Raw genomic sequence first — 25813 nt, 5'->3', positions numbered from 1 at the left:
ACCACTTCCTCGTTTATGGTAAGTTGATCTTTAGATAGTTCGCCAGGGAACTCTGTTCTATGGAAATTATTCCATATCCGGAGCACTGCAACACCGTGATCTTCTTTGGTTGTGACAACATGTTTCTGCTTGAATAATCGCCGCCCAATTCCTGCAGCACGCGTGCTGATGACGTCTCGACATAATTTGCTACATCCCTCACGTTGTCGACAGTAACTGCCACGTTTGCCACTATCGTATCGTGATATGGAAAAATGTAGTTAGGCACTGCCTGCCCTGTATCTACAGCATCGCAGCCTTCGGGCGAAATTTCGCTCGATTTCAGCGGCACGCATACCATATCGACTGGATTTTTGTTAAGTTCCGCTTGAATAGTGACCGAACCGCAGAAGGGTTTCTTTTCGTCGCCACTCCTGTTTCCGATGTAAATTGGCGTCTCATGCAGATAATTGCGCGCGACGTCACCATACGGCAAAGAGTACCCCAGTAACGATATTGAAGTGATGGATGCCTGAAATAGCAAAAATAGGCCAACGGCGGCGACAACCAACACTATAGCGAGTAGCTTTTTCATACCGCCTTGATACGCCCTGATGCACCAAGAAAGCCTAAAGCTTCCCCGCCTCGATCACCGCGGCCCCGCCATTGCCCACCTGCTTGATCGCCAGCGCGTATTCCCCCTGCCCATTGGCCAGGAACCGGAACACGCCATCACGTCCATTGAACCCCGTCGCCGCTGTCAGCGCCGCAGCGCTATAGCGCGGCGTGCTCAGCGATAGTGTCTTCACATTGGCCAAGATCACCGCCGTATAGGCCAGTGTGGCCAGTTGCGGCGGAGCTGACCCGAACCGCGATTGATACTCGGCGCTGATCGCCATCAGCCCGCTTGGATCCACTGCCGGATAGACCGCCCCGGTCAACCCCGGTACCTGCGCCAGCCGTCCATCATTGTCCCAATCGGCCGATCCCATCAGCAACAACCCGGTGGCACCGGCCCCGGTCTCCTGCAGCGCCGCGCCGAAAGCCGGCGCCGCCGTCCGGTCCGGCACGAACAACGTATCGATATAGCCCGTCTTCAGCATCGGCATGGCCTGCTGCACGATGCCCTGCGCTTCCACTGCGCTGCCATAGGTGTAAATGGCCGCCGGGCTCAACCCGATCGCCGCCACCGCCTGCCGGAAGGCCTTTTCCTGCGCTGCACCGGCTTCGGTAGCCGGAAAGGCGGCGGCAAGGCCGCGGTTGCCCTTGCTCAAGGCATAGGCCAGGCTGCGTTTTGTCTCCGTCTCCGGTAGCACGCTGAGCAGATACACTCCCGGCGCCGCCGCGCTGGACGTATTGGCAAACCCGATCACCGGAACCCCAGCCGAGCGCGCCACCGAACCTACCGCCATCACCTGATCGCCGCGCACCGGCCCCAGGATCAGGCTGGCGCCGTCCTGCAGCGCCGCGCTCGCCGCTTGGCTGGCGCTGGCGGCCGAGGCGCCGCTGTCGCGCAGTGAAATCGTGATGTTTTCGGCGATATTGGGATTGGCCTCGATAAAACTCATGGCCAGCTTGGCCCCATTGGCCATGGCCGTCGCCGCGCTTGTCAGCGCCGGATCGCTCAGCGGCAGCAGCAGCGCTACCCGCACCGGTCCGTGTCCGAACGTTTCGCCCGGCGCCCCCGGCAATCCTGCCTGCGCCACGGGCACGCTGTCCTGCGGCGGGTCCCACGGAAAGGTCAGCACCCGATCGCCAATGGCAAAGCCGCCCGCTGAACAGGCCCCTAAAACCAGCGCCAAAGCGCCGACGGCAATCGCTCGCAATCCAGATGTCCCGGCCATGCTTGTCCTCAAGCTCGACGGATTAAGGGAGCCTGCGCCTTTCCAATTAAGCAATTCTATACTTTGCCGTCCCCGCTCTCTAAAACAGCCTCCAGACAGCGGAAGGACGACGCGTGGACGAGCAGCAGCCCAAGGCGACGAACTATTTTATTGCCGGCCAGAGCTTCGTCGCGCCGTCACTGGCGCCCGGCCTCTATGTTGTCGCCACCCCGATCGGCAATCTGCGCGATATCACCATCCGTGCGCTCGAAACCCTCGCCGCCGTCGATGCCGTGCTGTGCGAAGATACTCGTATGTCCGCCCGCCTGCTCGATCATTACGGCATCAAGGGCCGTCGCATCGCCCTGCACGAACACAATGAGCGTGCCAAGGCTGACGATATCGTCGCCCGCATCGCCGCCGGCCAGACCTTTGCGCTGATTTCCGACGCCGGCACGCCCCTGCTGTCCGATCCGGGATTTCCGCTGATCCGGGCACTGGCCGAGGCCGATCTGCCCGTCTTCGCCATTCCCGGCGCCTCGGCTCTGCTCTCGGCGCTGGTCGTTGCCGGCCTGCCTACCGACGCCTTCGCCTTTCACGGCTTTTTGCCGCCCAAGGCAGGCGCCCGCGCCAACGCCCTCAAGGCATTGGCAGATTCACGTGAAACACTGGTCTTCTACGAGAGCCCCCGCCGCCTCGACGACACCCTGGCCGCCATGGCCATCGCCTTCGGCCCGGATCGCCCCGCCGCTGTCGCGCTCGAACTCACCAAGCGTTTCGAGCGCGTCCATCGCGGCACTCTGGCCGATCTCGCCACTGAATTCGCCGATACAGAAACCAAGGGCGAAGCCGTCATCGTCGTCGGCGGTTCGCCAGAGGCCTCCGTCCCCGACGCCGCCGATTGGAATGCTTCGCTGGTCGAGGCGCTCGCCGATCAACCGCTTCGCGCTGCCGTCGATGCCATCACCGCCAAGTACGGTCTCAAGCGCAAGGAGGTCTACGATGCCGCCCTCGCCCTCAAAGCCCAAGAGTGACAAGCGCATCGCCGCCCATCGCGGCGGCCATCGCGCCGAAGCATTGGCGGCCTGGTTCCTGCGGCTGCAATTGTACCGAATCATCGCCGCCCGCTACAAAACCCCGGTCGGCGAAATCGATCTGATCGCCACTCGCTTCGGGGTTACCGTCTTCGTCGAGGTCAAAGCGCGGAGACAAAAATCGGGCTATGCCGAGGCGCTCGAAGCCGTCAACACGTCGCGCATTTCTCGCGCCGCGCAGTACTGGCTTGCCAAGCATCCCGCCCAGGCCGAAACACCCTTCCGCTTCGATGTGATTTTCCTTGCGCCCCGCTCCTGGCCGCGCCATGTCATCAACGCTTTCGACGCCAGTTAAGAGAACCTCATGACCCTCAAAGTCGCCGTCCAGATGGACCATGTCGCCACCATCAACCCGCGCGGCGATTCCACCTTCGCCATGATGCTCGAAGCGCAAGCGCGCGGCCACACGCTGCTGCACTACACGCCCGATACGCTGGCCCTGCGCGGCAATGTGGTCTCGGCGCTCGCCGCTCCCATCACCGTCGTCGACAAGCCCAAGGGCGAGCATTTCACCCTCGGCGAGGCGAGCCGTATCGATCTGTCGACCCAGGACGTGGTGCTGATGCGCCAGGATCCGCCTTTCGACATGAACTACATCACGCTGACCCACCTCTTGGACAAGATCCACCCCAAGACCCTGGTGGTGAATCCCCCCACCGCCGTCCGCAACGCGCCCGAAAAAATCCTCGTCACCGATTTCCCCGAGCTGATGCCGCCCACCCTGGTGACGCGCGATCGTGAACTGATCCACGCCTTCCGCAAGGAACACGGCAACATCATCGTCAAGCCGCTCTACGGCAATGGCGGCGCCGGCGTGTTCTTCCTACAGGAGGGTGACCACAACCTCGCTTCCCTGCTCGAGCTGTTCGAACAGAACTATCGCGAACCCTTCATGATCCAAAAATACCTGCCGGACGTGCGCAAGGGCGACAAGCGCATCATCATCATCGATGGCGAACCGATCATGGGCCTCAACCGCATTCCTGCCGATGGCGAGGCCCGAAGCAACATGCATGTTGGCGGCCGTCCCGAGCTGTCCGAACTGACGCCGCGCGATCTCGAAATCTGCGCCGCCATCGCCCCGGCGCTGAAGGAGCGCGACATGATCTTCGTCGGCATCGACGTCATCGGCGATTACCTCACCGAAATCAACGTCACCTCCCCCACCGGCATCCGCGAAATCAAGCGCTTCGGCGGCCCGGACATCGCCGTGATGATCTGGGACGCCATCGAGAAGCGGCGCCTTTAATGGGTCTTCGCGCCGCAGGGTGGGAATTTCACCCCCAACCGGCTATGGCTAGGCCAGAGCTGGGGGAACCGCCATGCCGACCAATACGTTTCTAGTTGCCTTCGCCACGTTGTTCGCGACTGTCGGCGTAGCTGATATCGCGTTTATTTTCGCGGCCCTCACCAAGGACCATACGCCCCAACAGCGCTTCAATTTCGCCACGCGGGGCGTGGTCATCGCCGGCATCATCCTGCTGTTCTTCGCCGTGTTGGGCAATCCGATCCTCGAACTGTTCGGCATCACCATCCCGGCCTTGCGCACGGCTGGCGGCGTGCTGCTGCTGTTGATCGCCATCGACATGGTTTTCGCCCGCCATTCAGGCGCCACCGGCACCACGACCGAAGAGGATGTGGAAGCCCGGCAGCGCCACGATATTTCGGTGTTTCCATTGGCGATGCCGCTGCTGGCCGGTCCCGGCGCCATCAGCGCCGTGATCCTGTTGACCACCACCACCACCAACCAATTCGAATATTGGTCGGTGCTGGTCGCCATCGTGGTCATCCTGGCGCTGGCCTGGCTGACACTGTTGATCGCCATCCCGATCCAGCGCCTGCTCGGCGTCACCGGGCTGGCGGTGGTCTCGCGTGTCGTCGGTATTCTGCTGGCGGCGCTGGCCGTTCAGTTCGTCTTCGACGGCATCCGCTCCAGTGGGCTTTTGGCTTAAGCCCCGGTCAGCCGCCAGATGATGTGCCCCACATCGTCGGCCATCAGCACAGCGCCGTCCTTGGCCACCGCCACGCCGACAGGCCGCCCATAGGAGGTCTTTTCGTCGGGCGCCAGAAACCCGGTCAGCAGATCGATCGGCGTCCCGGCGGGCTTGCCGATCTCGAACGGCACCAGCACCATCTTGTAGCCGCTCAGCGTGCTGCGGTTCCACGAGCCATGCTGGCCAATCGCCATGCCGGCCGGAATACCCGGCAGCGTGCCCTCGGGCACCCAGCAGAGGCCCAACGAAGCCGTATGCCCGCCCAGCGCGTAATCCGGCACGATGGATTTGGCCGCCAACGCAGCGTCCTGCGCCACCCGGTCGTCCACCGTGCCCCAATAGGCATAGGGCCAGCCATAAAAGCCGCCATCCTTTACCGAAGTCAGGTAATCCGGCGGGGTTTCGTCGCCCAGTCCATCGCGTTCGTTGACGACGGTCCAGAGCGCGCCCGTCACCGGCTCCCAGGCCATGCCGACGGCATTGCGCAGGCCCGAGGCAAAGATGCGGCTTTTGCCGGTGGTCAGGTCCAGCTCGTGAATCGCCGCGCGGCATTCTTCGGCCGCCATGCCGCTCTCGCCGATATTGCTGAGCGAGCCAACGCCGACATAAATTCTGGTGCCATCAAGGCTCGCGTGCAGATTGCGCGTCCAGTGGCCTTCCGGCTTCATGTCCATCAGCTTGCGGCCCGGCGCGGTAATCTTGGTCTGCCCGCTCACATAGGGGAAGGCCACCACGCTATCGGTATTGCCCACATAGAGCGTCTCCCCGATCAGCACCATGCCGAAGGGCTGGTTCAGCCCGCTGAGGAACACTTCGCGCAGTTCGGGTACGCCATCGCCATCGGCATCGCGCAACAGGGTAATCTGGTTAGCGCTCTCCTGCAGCGCGCCCGCGCGGCGCATGGTGCGCGTGGCGACGAAATCGGTGATGCTGCGGATCTTGCCGGCCTGCGTTGCCGCCTCGGCGATCAGCACGTCGCCATTGGGCAACACATAAATCCAGCGCGGATGACGCAATTTGTCGGCGAACACGCTCACCTTCAGCCCCGACGCCGTCGTTGGCTTCTGCCCCGGCGCCCAACCCTTGGCGGTGGGCATTTTCAAGGTCGGCATCTGGCCCTGCGGCTTGGCCTCGGGAATTGTCGGATTGGCGCCATAAATCGGCGCCATCGGCGCTCCAGCACGCCCGCGCAGGAAATACCACAGCGCGCCGACAGCCAGCACGACGACGACGACAACAAGGACAATGGCGACAGTCTGGTTCATGGCAAGAAGCTCCCGAGAGAATGCGGGCGCTCGGAGGCAGGCCGCGTCGCCTTTCTTTGCGGCAAGTACGGCCTCAGCGCAACGGCGTTATCGATAATCCAGCAATTGGCTGCACTCAGCCGCAATAAAAAACGGCCGGCGCCAGGCCGACCGTTCACAATATCGCAGTGCCAAAATCCTACTTCTTCTTGACGGTGCCGGCGCTGCCCGAGCCCAGCCCGGTAGCATTAGTGGTGGCGGCAACCTTGTCCTTCTTCGGCTTCTTGGCTTCCTTGTTGCTCTTCATTTGACCCTTGGCCATGTCTCGTCTCCTCGCTGTGGGCGGGTATGCCCTTCAAATCACCAGCAAAATCTATGCTGTTGGCACAATAGTGACAAGACCACTCATTTCTGGATGCGGCAGCGTCCGCCCGGCCCGAGCGCCGCCACGGCGCGCGGATCGCAGCCGGTCAGCAGGAAATTGATCCAGTCGTTCTGGTCGCCATAAAACGCATTGCGATCGACCTCTTCGCGAATGCCGCGCACCACGCCGGTCTGCGTCCATTGCCAAAACGTCCAGGGACGGCCCTTGTAACGTTCATGCGGCTCGGCAGCAGTCGAGCGCAGCCAGAACGCATTGGGGAAATACTCGCCCTCCAGCACGTCGCGGTGGAACGTCATGTCGGTATAGATGATCGGCAGCTTGCCGGTATGGGCCTCCATCGCGGCCAGCATCACGCGCACTTTCTCCAGCGCGTCGGCCCGGCTTGGCTTGTTCTTGCAGCTCGAATGGTTGTTCCATTCCAGGTCCAGCACCGGTGGCAGGGCATCGGGATCGTTGGGCACATTGGCGATGAACCATGCCGCCTGCTCGGAGGCCAGCGAGCACCAGGTCATGAAGTGATAGGCGCCGCGCGGCATGCCCGCATTCTTGGCGCGCGCCCAGTTCGCGTAGAAATTGGGGTCGATATAGTCCTTGCCCTCGGTCGCCTTCATGAACACGAAGTGGATGCCCGAGGCGTAGGTGGTGTGCAGGTCCGGGTTGGACTGGTAGCGCGCGATATCGATGCCCTGGATCGGCATGTTGCGCGCGCGATCGACCCCGGCATGGGGCCGATTATCGCCCGGAACCGCGCCATAAAGCCCGCCGCCGCTAGCGCAGGCCGCGAGCGCGACCATGAGCGCAGCCATTGCCACACTCTTGAACATCGCCGAGGGCGAAACTTTGGACCAACCGGCAATCATCTAGGGGGACACTCACGACGCAATACACCTGAACTTTTGATTCAACATGGCCCCGTTAAAGAAAGCTTGCGTTCACCATCTTGGCTTGGCCCGATGGTTAACGGTCTCGTTTCTGTTCGCCAAATGTTCTTGTTCTGGTGAATGTCCTCTGTTAGCGTCGCGCCAGCGTGGGGGCGTAGACATGGTGGCGCGGGTCGCGACGGTGGCATTTCTGGGCATTGAGGCGGTGCCGGTCGACGTGCAGGTGCAGATCGCGCCCGGCTTGCCGAAGTTTTTGATGGTTGGCCTGCCCGATAAGGCGGTCAAGGAATCCAGCGAGCGCGTCCGTGCGGCTTTGGTCGCCTCGGGGCTCGGCCTGCCGCCCAAGCGCATCACCGTCAATCTGGCGCCCGCTGACCTGCCCAAGGAAGGCAGCCATTACGATCTGCCCATCGCGCTGGCCCTGATGGCCGAAATCGGGGCCATTCCACGCGACGCGCTCGACGGCTTTCTGGCCCTGGGTGAACTGGGCCTTGATGGTCGCCTCGCCCACGTGCAGGGCATCCTGCCGGCTGCCATTGCCGCCCACGGCCGGGGCCTCGGCATCATGTGCGCTACTGCTTCTGGCCCCGAAGCCGCCTGGGCCGGTGAAGATATCGATATCGTCGCCGCCGATAGCCTGCTGGCGCTGGTCAATCACCTCACCGGCCATCAGCTTGCGACGCGGCCGCTGCCGAAGCGCTATCTGCCCAATACCGCCCTGCCCGACCTCAGCGAAGTCCGTGGCCAGCAGGTCGCTCGTCGTGCGCTCGAAGTCGCCGCCGCCGGGGGGCATAACCTCTTGATGATCGGCCCGCCCGGTGCCGGCAAATCCATGCTGGCCGCCCGCCTGCCCTCCATCCTGCCGCCGCTCAATCCGCGCGAATTGCTCGATGTCTCGATGATCCAGTCCATTGCGGGCGAATTGGCCGGCGGCGCCATTTCCGACCGACGCCCGTTTCGCGCACCCCATCATTCTGCCTCGATGGCGGCTTTGGTCGGCGGAGGCCTCCGCGTCCGTCCCGGCGAAGTCAGCCTCGCCCACAATGGCGTGCTGTTCCTTGATGAACTCCCCGAATTTGCCCCCCAGGTGCTCGATAGCCTGCGCCAGCCGCTGGAATCGGGCGAAACCGTCATTGCCCGCGCCAATGCCCGCGTCTCCTACCCGTCCCGCGTGCAGTTGATCGCCGCGATGAACCCCTGCAAATGCGGCATGGCGGGCAGCCCGGGCCACACCTGCAAGCGGGGCGCCGCCTGTGCCGGCGACTACCAGGCCCGCGTCTCCGGCCCCTTTCTCGATCGCATCGATATCCGCATCGACGTCCCAGCCGTCAGCGCTGCCGATATGATCGCGCCGGGCGGCGCCGCCGAATCCTCGGCACTGGTCGCCCAGCGCGTGCATCTGGCCCGCGAGCGTCAGCGCCAGCGCTACATCGATGCCGGCGCACCCGGCATCTACACCAACGCCGCCGCTGGCCCAACCCTGATCGAGGCAGTGGTCAATCCCGACCGGGACAGCCAGGTCCTGCTGCTGCAGGCAGCCGAGCGTTTCTCGCTCTCCGCCCGCGCCTATCATCGGGTACTCAAGGTCGCCCGCACCCTCGCCGATCTCGCCGGCGCCGAAAAAGTCGCCCGCTCGCACATTGCCGAGGCCCTGAGCTATCGCATCAACTTGGCAGCGGTCTGATACCGGCCCGTTGGGTAAGCACTGATGGGCCGGCAACACGGATCGGCGGTGGAAAGTTTCACGTGAATCCTTGACTCAGCGCGCGCGTCTATAGCGCCCCGACAAGGCCCCGAGCGGCAGCAGCAAGAGCCAGAAATATTTCGCCAGCTCGGCATTGTAGAATGCCAGCGGGATCGACAGCCCGAAAACAATGGCATTGCTATAGCCCGCCCATATTGCTCGGTGTTTGGCCGCCGGTTCGGCAAGGCCCGCGTGCCGGGCATAAGGCGTCATGCTGCCCAACAGCAGAGACGCAATGGCGATCAGTCCGGCATAAAGGCTGGTGCCGACCGAGCCGCCATTCTCCGCCAGAATCCCCGTGACGAACGGCGTCAGCCCCAGCGCCATCAGGAAAAACATGTTAAGCCAGATCAGCACGCTATCGGAGCGCTTGATATGGGAAAAGGCACGGCGATGGCCGATCCAGAACGTGCCGATCACCACAAAACTGAGCATATAGGCAAACAGGTTTGGTAGCGTCTCGACGATGCCGGCCCACAACTGAGCGTCACTCATCTCCGCAGCGGGCCCAGGCAGACGCAGTTCCAGCACTAGGAGCGTAATGGTGATGGCGATCACCGCATCGCTGAACAGCACCATCCGCTCAGTGTCATGCTCGTCCATGTGCCCGCCCCGCTTGTCCGATTCATTTGGGATAGCGGGGCCGCCTGGCGCTGTCTAGCGCACGCTGGCATAGCCGCCTGGCACGCCATGGGGCGATAGTACCACCTGCCACAGTCCGATATTGCGCGCCCGGAACACCGCGGCAAATGAGGTCAGGTAATAGCGCCACATCCGGTAGAAGCGCTGGTCATATTGGTCCGCGAGTTGCGGCCAGGCCGCCTCGAACCGCTCCAGCCAGGCCATCAGCGTCTTGTCGTAATCGGCGCCAAAGTTGTGCCAGTCCTCCATCACGAACAGCTTTTCCGTAGCCGTGCCGATCTGTGCGACCGAGGGCAGCATGCCATTGGGAAAAATGTACTTTTCGCTCCACGGATCGCCATGGCTGGTGGTGGTATGGCCCCCGATCGAGTGCAGCAGCATCAACCCGTCATCCACCAGAAGCTCCCGCGCCTTGGCAAAATAGGGCCGATAATTCTTGTAGCCGACATGCTCGAACATGCCGATCGAGATGATGCGGTCAAACTTGCCCTCGAGCGCCTGGTAATCCATCAGCCGCGTCTCGACCGGTAGGCCCCGCGTGCGCTCATTGGCCAGCGCCGCCTGCTCCTTGGAGATGGTCACGCCCACCGCGCTGACGCCATAGCGCTCTGCGGCGAACTGCATGAACCCGCCCCAGCCTGAGCCGATATCGAGAATGCGCATGCCCTTTTCCAGCCCCACCTTGCGGCAGATCAGGTCGAGCTTGGCCTCCTGCGCGGCGTCGAGCGTGGTGGCATCCTGCCAGTAGCCGCACGAATAGATCATGCGGCTGTCGAGCATGGCGGCATAAAGCTCGTTGCCAATGTCGTAGTGCTTTTCACCCACCTCACGCACCTTAAGGCGCTGCATGTTCAGCAGCTTGCCGCGCAAGACGCTACCGATCAGCGCCAAGTCGGGGCGGAAATTGTCCTGGATATTGGCCGATACCAGCCGGAAGATGAACTGGTCGATCGCCTCGGCGTCCCACCAGCCGTCCATATAGGCCTCGCCCAGTCCCAGCGTGCCCTGGCTCAGCAGGCGCCCATACAGCGCCTCGTTATGCACCTGCGGGTCCCACGGATTGGGGCCGTTAATGACCACTCCAGTCTTCTTGAGCTGCGTCTCGATGAAATTCTTGGCTGTACTGGACATGATTTAATTAGGATGCTGATTGTTGCGGAAACGGCCTATGTTAACTCCATCGTCAATCGACGATCAATAAGAATCTCACTCGGTACTAAATCCACCTTCCGCTAACCGCTTGCCCGTATGCTGCGGCGATGCGGAGCGCGCGAATGGCCAACCGTGGCGAACTGATCGAGTGGAACGACGAGCGCGGTTTTGGCTTCATCAGGCCCGATGGTGGCAATGAGCGCTTGTTCGTCCACATTTCCCAGATCGGCCGCATCGCCACCCGCCCGCAACTCGGTGATCGTGTCAGCTATGTCATCGGCCGCGGTCGTGATGGTGGGCCTGCCGCCGTCAGCGTCAGCATTTGGGGGGCCAATCCGGTCAAGGGCCGGGCTCTGGCGCGCGGCACTGAAGCTAGCCCATCGCCCGCCGCATCCGGCTACCAGTCACGGACCTATTTTGGCCTGATCCTGCTCGTCCTCCTGGGGATCGGCTGGCTCACCGGCTCGATCCCGATGGCTTTGGCAGCGGTATACCTGGTGATGAGTGCAGCCTCGGCCTGGCTCTACTACCGCGACAAGCAAAGCGCCGCAGCGGGTGAGTGGCGCACCAGCGAGGACATGCTGCATGGCATCGATTTGGCCTTCGGCATTATCGGCGGTCTTGTGGCGCAACAGATATTTCGCCACAAGACCGCCAAGCGCGGCTTTGCCGCGATAACCTATGTGATTGCCGCCGTGCATGGACTGTGGCTCGCCGGCCTCGTCTCCGGCCGCATTTCCCTAGCCGAACTCGCCAACCTTATTCCGGGTTAGTGGCGGCTCTGGCGGCCGCCCATTCGGCCCATTCTTGCTCCTGCTCGGCGCGCCATTCCTTGACCATGGCAAGGCGGCGCCGCCCGTAGCGCTCCTCGATCGGCGTCAGGGTCGCAATGCGGTCGGTGCGGAAATTGCGAAACGCCTCGCGCATGCAGCACCAGGCGACGATGATCTGCTTGCCCTCGTAATAGGCCAGTTGGATCGGCCAGATGCTGCGCTCCGAGGTGCGTCCGCCCTCATCTTCATAAGCGATGTGCAGCGCCTTTTCCTGCCGCATCGCCAGCCTTATCTGGCCCAATATCGCCACCGGGGGCCTTTTGCTGGCTACCAGCACCGGCCACAGCCCGGTATCGTTGATCTTGTCGCGCAGGTCCTCTGGCGAGGCGGTGGCGATCTTGGCCAGCGCGTTCTGCGCCGCCCCCGCCAGCCCATCGTCCGGCTGCGCCTGCACCCAGCGCGCACCCAGCACCAGGGCTTCCAGCTCCTCGGCGGAAAACATCAGCGGCGGCAGGAAGAACCCGGGTTTCAGCATATAGCCGACCCCCGCTTCCCCCTCGATCGGCGCGCCCAGCCCGATAAGGGTCTGCACGTCGCGATAGAGCGTGCGCACCGAAACATTCTGCTCCTCGGCCAAAGCCGCTGCCGTAACGGGCCGGCGATGCCGCCGCAGCGCATCCATGACCGCGAACAGTCGCTCTGTTTTGTCCATGGTTCGTTCTCCTCTGGACAAAAGGCATGCCCGATTCCCCGACCGTCGCCAAGCTCCTCTCTGGGTTGGCAGTCAGGCAATCTGCGCATGAAACGCACGGATATCGGCGGCGAATTCTTCGGGAAATTCCAGCGCCGGAAAATGCCCTCCGGACGTGGCCTCGGTCCAGCGCACGATATTCTGCAAATGGCGCTCGCCCCACGCCCGCGGCGCCGGCATGTCCCCCGGTGGCAGATAAATCCCATGCGGCACGTGGTGCGGCGGGCCCGGCTTGATCAGGTCATGGTCGGCAAAGGCTTCCTTGTAGAGCCGCACCGACGAGCCGATGCTCTGGGAAAACCAGTAGACCGACAGGATGGTGCACAGATCATCCAGCGCAAACGCCGTCTCGATTGGCCGGTCACGCTGGTTCCAGCCGTTGTATTTCTCGGCGATCCAAGCGGCTAGCCCCGCCGGCGAATCGTTCAACCCCACCGCCAACGTGGCCGGCTTGGTACCCTGGATCATCGCATAGGCACCCTCGGCAAAGGCCCAATAATCGATGCCCTTGAAGTAGGCCACTTCATCTTGCGTAGGCTCGTCCGGCCGCGCAAAGCCCGAATAGACATTGGAATAGTGCGCCCCGATGATCCGCTCCGGCGCGGTCTTGACCAGCACCATTTCGACCCCGCCGCCCAGGTCCGAACCGCTTATCAAGAAGCGCTCGTATCCCAGCCGGCTCATCAGCTCCGCCCAGAGCGGCGCCACTTTGGTCAGGTTCATGCCCGGCGCTGTCGGCTTGCCCGAAAAGCCGTAGCCGGGCAGCGACGGAATGACGATATCGAACGAGATGCCGTCCACCTCCCGCGTCAGCAGCGGCACGATCGGCAGCAATTCGACGAAATTGGCAGGCCAGCCATTGGTCAGCAGCAGCGGCACATGCCGACCACCCTCACCCTTCACGTGGACGAAATGTACGCTCTCGCCATTGATGGTATCGATAAACTGCGCAAAGCCATTGAGCCGCGCCTCGGTCGCCCGCCAATCGAACGCATTGCCCCAATGGCCGATCAGCCGGCGCAGAAATCCAGTCTCGATGCCGTAGTCCCAACCGACATCGTCCAGCACCTGCGGCAGCCGCGTATCCGCCAACCGGACCTTGAGGTCTTCCAGCGCGCTATCGTCGACGGCAATCTGAAACGGCAGCATGGCAAAGTCTCCACGCGGCGAGGTGCCGCGTGAATATCAATGCGTTAAGGCCCTGACAGTTCGAGTCAGCAGGAAATCAGCCGATTTCGAATTCGCACCAGTGGCTATAGGGTCGTTCTGGCGAATGAATGACCGACGGAAAATGCGGATTGTGCACCGCGTCGGCAAAATTCTGGTCCTCGAGGCACAACCCCGAATGCTTGCCATAGCGCTTGCCGTTCAGCCCCGGCACCGCGATGTCGGTCCACACGCCATTATAGACCTGCACACCCGGCCGGTCGGTCCACAGCTTGAGCGTCAGCGCCCCGTCGGGGCCCTTCACCACCGCGATCGGCTCGGCATGGCTGCGCCCGGTATCGAGCGCCAGCCCAATATCATAGGCCACCGGATTGCCCGCATGGTCACGCATCGTCCGCCCGGCGCGCAGGTCATACTGCATGCCCGCCGATGGCAGGATGGCGCCGGTCGGGCACAGGTCTTCGCCCAGCTCGGTATAGGCGCTCGAATCCACCTGGACATGGTGGTCGAGCACATCATTGCCGGTCCCGAGGTTGAAATACTGGTGCTGCACGAGGCTGATCGGCGTCGCCCGGTCCGTCGTCGCCTCTAACTCCAGCCGCAGCTTGTTGCCGGTCAGCCGGTAGGTAGCGGCGAAATTGACATTGCCGGGATAGCCCGAAGCGCCATCCGGGCTGAAATGGGTGAAGCGCACCGCATTGGTGCCGCCATCAACCTCGCCGTCCCAGACCTGCCGTCCCAGACCCTCGTTGCCGCCATGCAGATGCAGCGCTCCGGCATTGGGCGGCAAGTCGTAGTGCTTGCCGTTGAGGTCAAACGAAGAGCCCTTGATCCGGTTGGCGACTCGTCCGGCAAGCGAGCCGAAATGCGGGCTGTGTTCGGGATAGGCGTCGAACTCGTCGAACCCCAGCACGACTGAACGAAGGCCGCCATTGACCGGCACGCGCCAGTCGCGCACCACGCAGCCATAGGAGATGATATCGACCGCAACCCCGGTTTCACTGGTCAGCCGGAACTGGTCGACCCGCTTGCCCTTGAACTCGCCAAATGCCGAAACTTCGATTGCCATCCAGAAACCCCTCCGTCTTTTGCGGCAAACCTTTAGCCTGCTTTGTCGCCGCCCTGCAACTCGCACTTGACCTTTTGGTCGCCCCTGCCGACTGTGGCGGCACAGAATTCAGGGGTGACGATTGGACGAGATCGGCATGAGACGGCGCGCCACCGTCCACGATGTGGCCCGTGCCGCCGGCGTATCGCTGGCCACGGTCGACCGCGTGCTCAATGGCCGCGCCGGCGTCAGCCCCGCTACCACAGAAAAAGTCGAAACTGCCATCGCGAGCCTGGGTTTCCAGCGCGACCTGTCGGCCTCGCTATTGGCCCGGGCGCGCGATCTGCGCGTGGTCTTCGTCATCCCCGATAGCTCCAACGAATTCATGGCCGGCCTTGCCGATGCCGTCACACGCCGTGCTGGCGAAGCGCCGGCCGATCGCCTCCAGCTCACCACCATCCGGCTCAAGGCGCTGGATGCCGATGCGCTGGCGCAAAGCCTTGATGGGCTCGACCCGCGCGATTGCGACTGCGCCGTTATCGTCGCCAGCGAGGACGCGTCGGTGCTGACCGCCGTCGACCATGCCACCCGCCGGGGCGTTGTGGTGATGACGCTGGTCTCCGACCTGCCTGGCTCATCGCGCCGCCATTTCATCGGCATCGATAATGTCGCTGCCGGCCGCACCGCCGCCTCGCTGATGGGCCGCTTCTGTCCGCAAGGCGGCAAGGTCGCCCTCATTGCCGGCTCGCTGCATCTACGCGATCACCGCGACCGTCTCGAAGGGTTTCGCGCTGCCATCGCCGCCGAATTCCCAGCCGTCACACTGGTCGGTCCTATCGAGGGCCATGACGAGCGCGCCGAAACCGAAGCTCTGGTGGGCGATCTCCTCGCCGCCCATCCCGACCTCTCCGGCATTTACAATCTGGGTGCAGGTAACTCTGGCCTCGTCGCCGCGCTCGACGCATCGCACCGCTCCGGCAGCATCCGCGTCATTGCCCACGAACTGACCGAGCCGACCCGCAATGGTCTGAAATCCGGAGCCATCGACGTGGTGCTCGATCAAAATCCCGATGGCGAAATCCGCGCCGCCATCGCTGCCGCGCGCTCGCTCGCGCTTGGCGCCAGCGGCATCGCCAAAACCGACCCCATTGAAATCGGTATTTTCCTGCGCGACAATCTGCGCTAAGAAGCACGCCATCCATCACATTGGCGCTAGCCCAAAAATGGGCAGGGAGGACGTTCAGATGTTGTTTGCACCTTGCTCAGAGGTACGTACCTCATGAGCGCCACTTTTCTTGGCATCGACATCGGCACCTCCGGCGTCAAGGCGCTGCTGATCGACGAATCAGGCCGCGCTCTGGCCGAAGCCACAGCCCCTGCGGTGGAGCCCGTCCGCCCCCATCCCGGCTGGTCTGAACAGAACCCCGCCGATTGGTGGACGGCCACGCTTGCGGCCATCGACAAACTGTCCAAATCCAATCCCCAGCAGCTCAGCCAGGTCCGCGGTATCGGCCTCTCCGGCCACATGCATGGCGCGACCCTGCTCGGCAAGGACGACGAGGTCCTTCGCCCCTGCATCCTGTGGAACGACGGCCGCTCCAGTGCCGAGTGTGCCGAAATGGAAGCCGCGCTCCCCACTTTGCGCCAACTCGCCGGCAATATCGCCATGCCCGGCTTCACGGCGCCCAAGATCGCGTGGGTGCGCAAGCATGAGCCTGCCATCTACGCCAAGATCGCCAAGGTCCTGCTGCCCAAGGCCTATATCCGCCTGCTGCTGACCGGCGAACACATCGAGGAAATGTCCGACGCCGCCGGCACGCTCTGGCTCGATGTCGGCAAGCGGGACTGGTCCGACGAATTGCTCGCCGTTACCGGCCTCAACCGCTCACACATGCCGCGCTTGGTCGAAGGCTCCGCCCCCTCGGCCAATCTCAAGCCCGAATTCGTATCCCGCTGGGGGATGAGCGGCGATGTCGTCATCGCTGGTGGCGCCGGGGATAACGCCGCCGCCGCCTGTGGCATCGGCGCTATCCGCCCCGGCGAAGGTTTTGTCTCGCTCGGCACGTCGGGCGTGATTTTCGTCTCCAACGAACGCTTCAGCCCCAACACGCACGGCGCCGTGCACGCCTTCTGCCATGCCATTCCAAACACCTGGCACCAGATGGGCGTCATTCTTTCCGCCACCGATAGCCTCAACTGGCTCTCCCGCATCACCGGCCAGCAGCAGGCCGAGCTGTCTCGCGCTGCCGAAGCTCAGTTCAAAGGCCCCGGCGAGGAAATCTTCCTGCCGTATCTGTCGGGCGAACGCACCCCGCACAACAATGCCAATGCGCGCGGCTCCTTCACCGGCCTCAGCCAAAGCACCGAGCCGGCGCAGCTCGCTCAGGCGGTCATGGAAGGCGTCACCTTCGCCTTCCGCGATTGTCAGCGCGTGCTCAACGATGCCGGCACGAAAATCGATCGCCTGCTCGCCGTCGGCGGTGGCTCCAAGTCGCCGCTGTGGCTCAAGATGATCGCCACCAACCTCAACATGGAAATCGCCCTCCCCGAGGACGGCGATTTCGGTGGCGCGCTCGGCGCTGCCCGCCTGGGCCTCTGCGCCGCCACCGGCGCCGACCCCGCCAGTGTCATGGCCATGCCCGCCATCAAAACCGTGATCGCCCCCGATAAGGGCCTCACCAATGCCTACGCCGACCAATATGCGCGTTATCGCGCGCTCTATCCCGCCATCGAGGAGGCACGGACGTGACTGATTTCTTCAAGGGAATTTCGCCGGTGAAGTTCGAGGGGCCATCAAGCTCCGGCGCGCTGGCCTATCGCCACTACAACAAGGACGAAATCGTCCTCGGCAAGCGGATGGAAGATCATATCCGCCCCGCCGTCGCCTATTGGCACACCTTTGCCTGGGAAGGCGGCGACCCGTTCGGCGGCCGCACCTTCGATCGTCCCTGGTATGACAAGGGACTCGAGGGCGCCAAGATCAAGGCTGACGTGGCGTTCGAGCTGTTCGACCTGCTCGATATTCCCTTCTTCTGCTTCCACGACGCCGATATCGCCCCCGAAGGCGAGACCCTGGCCGAGAGCAATCGCAACGTCCGCGTCATTGGCGATATCTTCGCCAAGAAGATGCAGTCGAGCCGCACCAAGCTGCTCTGGGGCACGGCCAACCTGTTCTCCAATCGTCGCTACATGTCCGGCGCCGCGACCAATCCCGATCCCGATGTGTTCGCCTATGCGGCCGGCCAGGTGAAGAACGTGCTGGAGCTGACCCACGAGCTGGGCGGCGCCAATTACGTGCTTTGGGGCGGCCGCGAGGGTTACGAAACCCTGCTAAATACCAAGATCGGCCAGGAACAGGACCAGATGGGCCGTTTCCTCCATCTCGTCATCGAACATGCCCACAAGATCGGCTTCAAGGGCCAGATCCTGATCGAGCCCAAGCCGCAGGAACCCTCCAAGCACCAGTACGATTTCGACGTCGCCACGGTCTATGGCTTCCTTCGGAAGTACGGCCTGGAAAAACAAGTGAAGTGCAATATCGAGGTCGGCCACGCCTTCCTCGCCAACCACACTTTTGAGCACGAACTGGCTTTGGCCGCTTCGCTCGGCATTCTGGGTTCGGTTGACGCCAACCGCAACGATATCCAGTCCGGCTGGGATACCGACCAGTTCCCCAATTCGGTGCCGGACACGACGCTGGCCTTCTACCAGATCCTCAAGGCCGGCGGCCTGAACTCCGGCGGCTGGAATTTTGACGCCAAGGTGCGTCGCCAGTCGATCGATCCGGCGGACCTGCTGCATGGCCACATCGGCGGCCTCGACGTGCTGGCCCGCTCGCTCAAGGCGGCGGCGGCCCTGATCACCGACGGCACCTATGACAAGACCCTGGATGCCCGCTATGCCGGCTGGAACACCGCTGACGGCAAGGCGATCCTCGAGGGCAAGGTGTCGCTGGCCGATCTCGCCGCCCGCGTCGATGCACAAAACATCAACCCGCAGCCGCGCTCGGGCCAGCAGGAATATCTGGAAAACCTGATCAACCGCTTCGTTTGATCGCATAGAACCGGCCGCCTCCCTGGCGGCCGGTTCACGATTTGCCGACCGGGGGCGACAAAACGCCGCATCTGCCTTATGCTGCCTTCAGATGCAGACCAGCGTTCGCCTGACCGCCCTGTAACGCCAATGCCCGGTCCGGCGAATGACCTCTGCACCCTTTGGTAGCGGAGAACGGATAATGGCAAATTTCCACGTGATTGGCGGCGCCACCGAACGGTTGGCCCACCCAACCATCAACAAGATCCACACTGCCGATCTGATCGATAGCCTGCGCCTCGGCGTGGCCGACTTTTGGGAAAAACCGTCCCACATGGTCCTGCTGGCCCTGATCTATCCGGCCGTCGCCATCGTGCTGACCGTCTGGGCCTCGGGCTATTACACCTGGCCCCTGCTCTATCCGTTGCTGGGCGGCTTCGCGCTGATCGGCCCCTTTGCCGCCATTGGCCTCTATGAAATCAGCCGGCGGCGCGAACAGGGCCTCGATACCTCCTGGCACCACGCCTTTGCGGTGCTGCATTCGCCCGCCATCGGCTCCATCTTCGCGGTGGCCGTCCTGCTCTTTGTCGTCTTCACCCTCTGGCTGACCGCGGCACAAGCCCTTTACGAGACCCTCTTCGGCGCAGCTCCCCCCATGACCATCGACGTGATGCTGCAGCAAATCCTGACCACGCCGCAGGGCTGGACGCTGATCATCGTCGGCAATCTCATCGGGCTGGTCTTCGCCATTGTCACGCTCTGCACCACTGTCGTGGCCTTTCCCCTGCTGCTCGACCGCGATGTTGGCGCGGCCGCGGCGGTCGAAACCTCGTTCCGCGCCGTCATCAAAAACCCGCTGCAGATGGCGCTTTGGGGGCTGATCGTCGCTATCGGCTTGGTGCTGGGGTCCATCCCGCTGTTTGTGGGTCTGGCCGTCATCATCCCGATTTTCGGACATGCCACCTGGCATCTCTATCGCAAGCTCATCGAGCCGGAGGTCGCCACCATGCCGGCGCAGCGCGCCCGCTCCACGAAACCGGGAAAAATCGCCTGACCGCAGTTGGATTCTGCGGCCTAAGCCCCTAAGTTCTCGGCTTCCCAGCGGTAGCCGAGACCTTGATGGACCAAACGCCTTTCGATCCTCCCGCCGAGCCCTTGGTGCTGACGCCGATGATGGCGCAGTATTTCGAGATCAAGGCGGTCAATCCGGGCTATCTGCTGTTCTATCGCATGGGCGATTTCTACGAGCTGTTCTTCGAGGACGCCGAGATCGCCAGCGCCGCCTTGGGCATCGTTCTGACCAAGCGCGGCAAGCATCTGGGCGAGGATATCCGCATGTGCGGTGTGCCCATCCACGCCGCCAATGACTATCTCAACAAGCTGATCCGCCTCGGCCATCGCGTCGCTTTGTGCGAACAGGTCGAAGACCCCGCCGAAGCCAAGAAGCGCGGCGGCAAATCCGTGGTCAAGCGCGACGTGGTTCGCCTCATCACCCCCGGCACGCTGACCGAGGACGATCATCTCCAGGACCGTTCGTCCAATTATCTCGCCGCCCTCGCCATGGTGCGTCATGGCGATACCGATTTTGCTCTCGCCTGGGCCGATGTCTCGACCGGGGAAACCGCTTGCCTCGATCTCACGGCCGAAGCGTTGCAGGATGAATTAGCCCGCATCGATCCTGCCGAATTGCTCATGAGCGAGGCGACGCGCACCGCCCTGCGCGAGCGCCACCTGCTTCCTCCTTCGATCGCCGCGGTGCTGTCGCTGGTGCCCGCGGAAGTCTTCGATAGCGAAGCCGCCCTCGCCCAACTCCGCGCGGCGTTTCCGACCGATCTTTACGACCCCAGTGTGCTCACCCGCGCCGCCCGCGCGGCTCTGGGCGCACTGGTCGCCTATGTGCGCGAATCGCAAAAGGGCCTCGCCCCCGTGGCCCTGCGTCCGCCTTCCGACGCTTATGCCGCGCCCCACATGGCGATCGACCAGGCCACGCGCTCATCGCTGGAAATCCTTGTCACCCAGCGCGGGCAGTCCAAGGGCTCGCTGCGCGACGCCATCGACCTGACCGTCACGGGGCCCGGCTCGCGCCTGCTCGCCACGCGCCTTGCCGCCCCACTCTGCGATGCCGCCGAAATCAATCACCGGCTCGACGCGGTCGCGGCCTTAGTCGATAACGGCCTGCTCGCCGCGCGCCTCCGCGCCGATCTCAAAACCGTGCCCGACCTGGCCCGCGCGCTGACCCGGCTGGCGCTCGACCGCGGCGGCCCGCGCGATCTTGCCGCGATTGGCACCGGCGTTGCCGCCGCCTCGGCTCTGGCCGCCCATTTCGCCACCATGCCCGACGTGCCGCCGATCCTGCGCCGCATCACCGATTGCCTCGCCGCCGCCCCGCTCAATTTGGCGTCCGAACTGGCCATGGCCATTGCCGACGAACCACCGCTGCAAGCTCGCGATGGCGGCTTCGTACGCAAGGGCTATGATGGCAAACTGGATGCCGAACGCGCCCTCGCCAGCGAAACCCGCGAGGTCGTTGCCGCCCTCCAATCGCGCCTGATCGACGAGACCGAGGTCAAATCCCTCAAGATCCGCCACAACGGCGTGCTTGGCTATTTCGTCGAAGTCCCCGCCGGCCATGGCTCGCGCCTGCTCGAAGAGCCGCTGCGCGCCACCTTCATCCATCGCCAGACACTGGCCAATGCCATGCGCTTCACCACGGCGGAACTGGCCGACTTGGAAGGCCACATCGCCCGCGCCCACGAGGCAGCGCTCGACCTCGAGCTCAAAATCTTCGCCAGCCTGCGCTACGATGTGCTGACGCGCACCGATGCCCTGCGCGAACTCGCCGATGCCCTGGCCGAACTCGACGCCACCGCCGGTCTCGCCCATCTCGCCGCAACCCGCAATTACGCCCGCCCCGACATCGACAATTCCCTGGCCTTCGACATACGCGCCGGCCGCCACCCGGTGGTCGAGGACATGGTCGCGGCCGAAGGTCACAGTTTCGTGGCCAATGACGCCGACCTTTCCGGCTCCGACGCCATTGGCGGTGGCCGGCTTTGGCTGGTCACCGGCCCCAATATGGGCGGTAAATCCACCTTCCTCCGCCAGAACGCCCTGATCGCCATCCTCGCGCAAATGGGCAGTTTCGTGCCCGCCGCCTCCGCCCATATCGGCGTCATTGATCGCGTCTTTTCCCGCGTCGGCGCCAGCGACGATATCGCCCATGGCCGCTCCACCTTCATGGTGGAAATGGTCGAAACGGCCGCCATCCTCAACCGCGCCACCCGCCGATCCCTCGTCATTCTCGACGAAATCGGTCGCGGCACGGCCACTTTCGATGGTTTGTCTATCGCCTGGGCCGCCGTTGAGGCGCTGCACGAAACCACCGGCTGCCGTGCGCTCTTCGCCACCCATTTTCACGAACTTACCAGCCTGCAGAAAACCCTCAGCCGCGTCTCCAACGTCACCATGAAGGTGCGCGAATGGGAGGGCGAGGTGGTGTTCCTGCACGAAGTGGGCGCCGGCGCCGCCGATCGCAGCTACGGCATTCAGGTCGCCCGCCTCGCCGGCCTGCCCGAGCCGGTTCTGGCCCGCGCCCGTCAGGTTCTCGCTGTCCTTGAGCAGCGCTCGGCAGGCACGGCCTCTTCCGGCAGCAACGCTGCCGTGCTAGACGATTTGCCGTTGTTTGCGCACCGGCCTCCCCCGGTTAAAGCCGCGAGCGACCCCGTTGCCGAAAAGCTCGACGCCGTCCGACCCGACGAAATGACCCCCAAGCAAGCTATCGAGCTGCTCTACGAGTTGAAGAAAATCCGCGATGCCGCTCGCCGAAGCTGACGTCAAGCCGCGAAAACCCCAATTCGCGCTGAAAACCGCGTCCACCATCCTGGATGAGCTCGATGCCCTGATCGGCGCCGAGCCCCCCAAGAGCGCTTCCGCGCGCGCGCTGGTGCTCGCCCATATCCGCCAGACCCTGGCCGATGCCCGTGCCTCTGCCGAAGCCGAACTGCTGGCGACCAGCAAGGGCACTCGCTGCGCCGAAAACCTGTCCTCGGCCCAGGACGAAATCATTTCTGCGGTGCACCAGTTCGCCATCCGCCGCGTTTATCCGGTCGATAATCCCTCGGGCGCCGAAGCCATCGCGCTGGCCGCCGTCGGCGGTTATGGCCGCGGTACGCTGGCGCCCGGCTCTGATATCGATCTGCTGTTCATCCTGCCCTACAAGCAGACGCCTTGGGGCGAGCAGGTCACCGAATATATCCTCTATATGCTGTGGGATCTGGGCCAGAAGGTCGGCCACGCCGTCCGCTCGGTCGATGAATGCATCCGCATGGCCCGCGCCGACATGACCGTGCGCACGGCGACGCTCGAAGCCCGCTTCCTCACCGGCGAAATGGGCCTCTTCACCCAGCTCGTGCATCGCTTCGAAACCGAAATCATGCCCCGCACCGGCCCCGAATTCATCGCCGCCAAGATGGCCGAGCGCGACGAACGCCACCGCATCATGGGCAATACGCGCTATGTGGTCGAGCCCAATATCAAGGACGGCAAGGGCGGGCTGCGCGATCTCAATACGCTGTTCTGGATCGGCAAATATTTCTACCAGGTCAAGACTAGCCATGAACTGGTCGGCAAGGGCGTGCTCAGCCCCGCCGAATATCGCCTGTTCTCGCGTGCCGAGGACTTTTTATGGGCGGTGCGCTGCCACCTGCATTTCCTCACCAATCGCGCCGAGGACAAGCTCACCTTCGACGTGCAGCCCGAACTGGCCCAGCGCATGGGTTATGCCGAGCGTGTCGGCATGCTGGGCGTCGAGCGCTTCATGAAGCGCTATTTCCTCGTCGCCAAGGATGTGGGCGACCTGACCCGCATTTTCTGCGCCAGCCTGGAATTCAACCACGCCAAGGATATGGACCTGATCGGCCGCGTCTTCGCGCCGTTCCGCTCCGGCAAATCCAAGATCAAGGGCGAGACGGACTTCGTCCTCGACACCGGCCGCCTCAACATCGCCCGCCCGGACGTGTTCGAAACAGACCCCGTCAACCTGATCAAGATGTTCCTCGTGGCTGGTCGCGAAGAACTCCTGTTCCACCCCGATGCGATCAAGGAAATCACCCGCTCGCTGGCGCTGATCGACAACACGCTCCGCCACGATCCCAAGGCCAACAGCTATTTCCTGACCATCCTGACAGCCCCGCTCTCGGTCGAACGCATCCTGCGCCAGATGAACGAAAGCGGCGTGCTGGGCAAGTTCGTGCCCGATTTCGGCAAGATCGTCGCCCTGATGCAGTTCAACATGTACCACCACTATACTGTGGACGAGCACCTGATCCGCGCCGTCGGCGTCATGGCCCAGATCGCTAATGGGGGCCTCCGCGACGAGCTGCCGCTGACCCACGAATTGCTGCCCCAGCTCAACGATACGCGCCTGCTCTACGTGGCGCTGTTCCTGCACGATATCGCCAAGGGCCGCCCCGAGGATCACTCGATCGCCGGCGCCCGCATCGCCAAGAAGCTGTGTCCACGCTTTGGTCTCAGCGCCGCCGAAACCGATACCGTGTCCTGGCTGATCGAATATCACCTGCTGATGAGTGAGGTCGCCCAGGCCCGCGATATCCAGGATCCCGAAACTGCCAAGGCCTTCGCCGACGTGGTGCAATCGCCGCAGCGCCTGGCCCTACTAATGATTCTCACCGCCTGCGATATCCGCGCCGTCGGGCCGGGCGTCTGGACCGGCTGGAAGGGCAGCCTGCTGCGCGCGCTCTATTACGCCACCGAGCCTCTGCTCTCGGGCGGCCATTCCCAAGTCACCCAATCCGACCGCATCGGCGCCGCCCGCCACGAACTGGCCCAAGCGCTTGACGGCTGGTCACCGGGCGGTATCGCCACCTATACGGCCCGCCAATACGATCACTACTGGCTGCGCGCCGAGCCGGAACTGCAGATCGAACACGCCCGCATGATCCGTCAAGCCGATATGGCCGAGCAGCCCTTTGCCGGCTCGATCCGCATCAAGGCCTTCGAGGGCATTACCGAGGTGTCGTTCTATACCCCCGACCATCCCCGCCTGCTGTCGCTGATCGCCGGCGCCTGTACCATGCAGGATGCATCTATCATCGGGGCGCAGATTTTCTCCACCCGCGATGGCCGCGCCATCGACACCTTCCGCCTGCGCCGCTCATTCGCGTCGGACGAGGACGAAAAGGTCCGCGCCACGCGCATTATCGATACGGTCAAGCAATTGCTGCAGGGCAAGCGGACGATCCTGATCGATCTGGGCAAGGAATCGCGCCACAACAAGCGCCTAAAGCCGTTCGCGCTGCCAGCGCAGGTCAGCGTGTCCAACGCTCTCTCGGAAAAATTCACCGTCATCGAAGTGTCCGGCCTCGACCGCATGGGCCTTCTGCACGCGCTGACGCGCGAAATCAGCGATCTCAATCTCACCATCGGCTCGGCCCATATCGGCACCTATGGCGAAAAGGCCGTCGACGTTTTCTACGTCACCGACCTCACCGGCCATAAAATCGACAGCAAGGTACGGCAACGCAAGATTCGCGATGCGCTGCTGGCGGTGTTCGAGCCGTTATCCCACAGCCAGCCGGCGCAGCGGGCGGCGGGCTGAGTTTATTGACTTTCCTTTGATTTCAGCCCTCTCCCGGCGCGGGGAGGGCATCTTCATGCTGCAAGGCGACGTCCGGCCATGAGCCTCTACCGCAATTTCATCAATGTCGGCGTCCTGACGCTGGGCAGCCGCGTGCTTGGCTTTGCCCGCGACGCGCTGATGGCGGCGGTGCTTGGCACGAGCCCCGCGGCAGACGCCTTCAACGCGGCATTCCGCTTCCCCAATCTCTTCCGCCGCCTCTTTGCCGAAGGGGCTTTCAACACCGCCTTCGTGCCGATGTTCGCCACCGCGCTGGAGCGGGATGGGCCCGACAAGGCGAGGCTCCTCGCCGGCCGCATCATGTCGTGGCTGGTGGCGGTGGTGCTGGGCGTCACGGTGCTGTTCGAAATCTTCATGCCCTGGATCACGGTGGCGTTCGTGCCGGGCTTCGTCAACGATCCGGCAAAACTCGAACTGACGGTGTTTCTCACCCGCATCATGTTCCCCTA

At 63.3% G+C, this 25813-nt stretch carries 23 protein-coding genes; 13 read left to right on the top strand and 10 right to left on the bottom strand.

Annotated features, from left to right (window positions below; all coding sequences use genetic code 11):
* Positions 1-13: 13 nt before the first annotated feature.
* Together JWP26_RS18655 and JWP26_RS18650 are read right to left on the bottom strand one after the other, a co-directional pair.
* Positions 14-574: a hypothetical protein gene (locus JWP26_RS18655; protein ID WP_299731304.1), complete on the bottom strand. Its 561-nt coding sequence runs from the start codon at positions 572-574 to the stop codon at positions 14-16.
* A 34-nt stretch (positions 575-608) separates the two neighbouring features.
* Entirely contained in the window at positions 609-1823 is a 1215-nt protein-coding gene (locus JWP26_RS18650; protein ID WP_299731302.1) for a penicillin-binding protein activator, read from the bottom strand.
* A gap of 113 nt (positions 1824-1936) precedes the next feature.
* On the opposite strand from JWP26_RS18650, the gene rsmI reads away from it, so the two are divergent.
* The 4 genes from rsmI (at position 1937) to JWP26_RS18630 (ending at position 4848) form a co-directional block, all read left to right on the top strand.
* Positions 1937-2836 (top strand): 16S rRNA (cytidine(1402)-2'-O)-methyltransferase, encoded by a 900-nt coding sequence (gene rsmI / locus JWP26_RS18645; protein WP_299731300.1) that lies wholly within the window; start codon positions 1937-1939, stop codon positions 2834-2836.
* Positions 2805-3191: a YraN family protein gene (locus tag JWP26_RS18640; protein ID WP_299731298.1), complete on the top strand. Its 387-nt coding sequence runs from the start codon at positions 2805-2807 to the stop codon at positions 3189-3191. Before rsmI ends, JWP26_RS18640 begins: the two co-directional genes overlap by 32 nt.
* A gap of 9 nt (positions 3192-3200) precedes the next feature.
* On the top strand, positions 3201-4145 hold the full coding sequence (gene gshB, locus JWP26_RS18635) for a glutathione synthase (protein ID WP_299731295.1): 945 nt from the start codon (positions 3201-3203) through the stop codon (positions 4143-4145).
* A 73-nt stretch (positions 4146-4218) separates the two neighbouring features.
* A complete protein-coding gene (locus JWP26_RS18630) occupies positions 4219-4848 on the top strand; it encodes a MarC family protein (protein WP_299731292.1) in 630 nt (209 codons plus the stop codon).
* On the opposite strand, the gene JWP26_RS18625 is transcribed toward JWP26_RS18630, so the two are convergent.
* From JWP26_RS18625 to JWP26_RS18615, 3 genes are all read right to left on the bottom strand, one after another.
* Complete coding sequence (locus JWP26_RS18625; RefSeq protein WP_299731289.1) at positions 4845-6155, bottom strand: sorbosone dehydrogenase family protein; 1311 nt, start codon at positions 6153-6155, stop codon at positions 4845-4847. The genes JWP26_RS18630 and JWP26_RS18625 overlap by 4 nt on opposite strands.
* A gap of 178 nt (positions 6156-6333) precedes the next feature.
* Complete coding sequence (locus JWP26_RS18620; RefSeq protein ID WP_299731286.1) at positions 6334-6456, bottom strand: hypothetical protein; 123 nt, start codon at positions 6454-6456, stop codon at positions 6334-6336.
* Between the two features lie 83 nt (positions 6457-6539).
* Positions 6540-7325 carry a GH25 family lysozyme gene (locus JWP26_RS18615; protein WP_299731283.1) on the bottom strand — a complete coding sequence of 262 codons (786 nt, stop codon included), beginning with the start codon at positions 7323-7325 and terminating at the stop codon, positions 6540-6542.
* Between the two features lie 235 nt (positions 7326-7560).
* Between JWP26_RS18615 and JWP26_RS18610 the strand changes: the two genes are divergently transcribed.
* Positions 7561-9084: a YifB family Mg chelatase-like AAA ATPase gene (locus tag JWP26_RS18610; protein WP_299731281.1), complete on the top strand. Its 1524-nt coding sequence runs from the start codon at positions 7561-7563 to the stop codon at positions 9082-9084.
* Between the two features lie 75 nt (positions 9085-9159).
* Here JWP26_RS18610 and JWP26_RS18605 read toward each other — a convergent pair whose 3' ends face one another.
* Both JWP26_RS18605 and cfa read right to left on the bottom strand, forming a co-directional pair.
* Positions 9160-9747: a TMEM175 family protein gene (locus tag JWP26_RS18605; RefSeq protein WP_299731279.1), complete on the bottom strand. Its 588-nt coding sequence runs from the start codon at positions 9745-9747 to the stop codon at positions 9160-9162.
* A 54-nt stretch (positions 9748-9801) separates the two neighbouring features.
* Positions 9802-10917, bottom strand: a complete 1116-nt coding sequence (gene cfa, locus JWP26_RS18600; RefSeq protein WP_299731276.1) for a cyclopropane fatty acyl phospholipid synthase — start codon at positions 10915-10917, stop codon at positions 9802-9804.
* Between the two features lie 143 nt (positions 10918-11060).
* On the opposite strand from cfa, the gene JWP26_RS18595 reads away from it, so the two are divergent.
* The gene (locus tag JWP26_RS18595) at positions 11061-11711 is read left to right on the top strand and encodes a DUF1294 domain-containing protein (protein WP_299731274.1); all 651 of its coding nucleotides are present in this window, start codon (positions 11061-11063) and stop codon (positions 11709-11711) included.
* Here the strand turns inward: JWP26_RS18595 and JWP26_RS18590 are convergent.
* The 3 genes from JWP26_RS18590 to JWP26_RS18580 form a co-directional block, all read right to left on the bottom strand.
* On the bottom strand, positions 11698-12423 hold the full coding sequence (locus tag JWP26_RS18590; protein ID WP_299731272.1) for a YafY family protein: 726 nt from the start codon (positions 12421-12423) through the stop codon (positions 11698-11700). The genes JWP26_RS18595 and JWP26_RS18590 overlap by 14 nt on opposite strands.
* Before the next feature lie 72 nt (positions 12424-12495).
* Positions 12496-13611, bottom strand: coding sequence for an epoxide hydrolase family protein (locus JWP26_RS18585; protein WP_299731270.1), 1116 nt, complete (start codon positions 13609-13611; stop codon positions 12496-12498).
* A 76-nt stretch (positions 13612-13687) separates the two neighbouring features.
* Entirely contained in the window at positions 13688-14698 is a 1011-nt protein-coding gene (locus JWP26_RS18580; RefSeq protein WP_299731267.1) for an aldose epimerase family protein, read from the bottom strand.
* Positions 14699-14834: 136 nt separating this feature from the next.
* On the opposite strand from JWP26_RS18580, the gene JWP26_RS18575 reads away from it, so the two are divergent.
* The 7 genes from JWP26_RS18575 to murJ all read left to right on the top strand — a co-directional run.
* Positions 14835-15863 (top strand): LacI family DNA-binding transcriptional regulator, encoded by a 1029-nt coding sequence (locus JWP26_RS18575; RefSeq protein ID WP_299731264.1) that lies wholly within the window; start codon positions 14835-14837, stop codon positions 15861-15863.
* A gap of 93 nt (positions 15864-15956) precedes the next feature.
* The gene (xylB, locus tag JWP26_RS18570) at positions 15957-17426 is read left to right on the top strand and encodes a xylulokinase (RefSeq protein ID WP_299731261.1); all 1470 of its coding nucleotides are present in this window, start codon (positions 15957-15959) and stop codon (positions 17424-17426) included.
* On the top strand, positions 17423-18730 hold the full coding sequence (xylA, locus tag JWP26_RS18565; protein ID WP_299731258.1) for a xylose isomerase: 1308 nt from the start codon (positions 17423-17425) through the stop codon (positions 18728-18730). Before xylB ends, xylA begins: the two co-directional genes overlap by 4 nt.
* 181 nt (positions 18731-18911) lie before the next feature.
* The gene (locus tag JWP26_RS18560; protein WP_299731255.1) at positions 18912-19763 is read left to right on the top strand and encodes a DUF2189 domain-containing protein; all 852 of its coding nucleotides are present in this window, start codon (positions 18912-18914) and stop codon (positions 19761-19763) included.
* A gap of 65 nt (positions 19764-19828) precedes the next feature.
* Positions 19829-22540 carry a DNA mismatch repair protein MutS gene (gene mutS / locus JWP26_RS18555; RefSeq protein WP_299731252.1) on the top strand — a complete coding sequence of 904 codons (2712 nt, stop codon included), beginning with the start codon at positions 19829-19831 and terminating at the stop codon, positions 22538-22540.
* Positions 22521-25325 carry a [protein-PII] uridylyltransferase gene (locus JWP26_RS18550; RefSeq protein WP_299731249.1) on the top strand — a complete coding sequence of 935 codons (2805 nt, stop codon included), beginning with the start codon at positions 22521-22523 and terminating at the stop codon, positions 25323-25325. The genes mutS and JWP26_RS18550 overlap by 20 nt, the downstream gene beginning before the upstream one ends.
* Positions 25326-25403: 78 nt before the next feature.
* A partial coding sequence (gene murJ, locus JWP26_RS18545) for a murein biosynthesis integral membrane protein MurJ (RefSeq protein WP_299731246.1) occupies positions 25404-25813 on the top strand: 410 nt, incomplete at its 3' end.

It is taken from the genome of Devosia sp. (assembly GCF_028290435.1).
In the GTDB taxonomy this organism is placed as follows: Bacteria; Pseudomonadota; Alphaproteobacteria; order Rhizobiales; family Devosiaceae; genus Devosia.
This window is presented reverse-complemented; position numbering and strand designations above follow the sequence as displayed.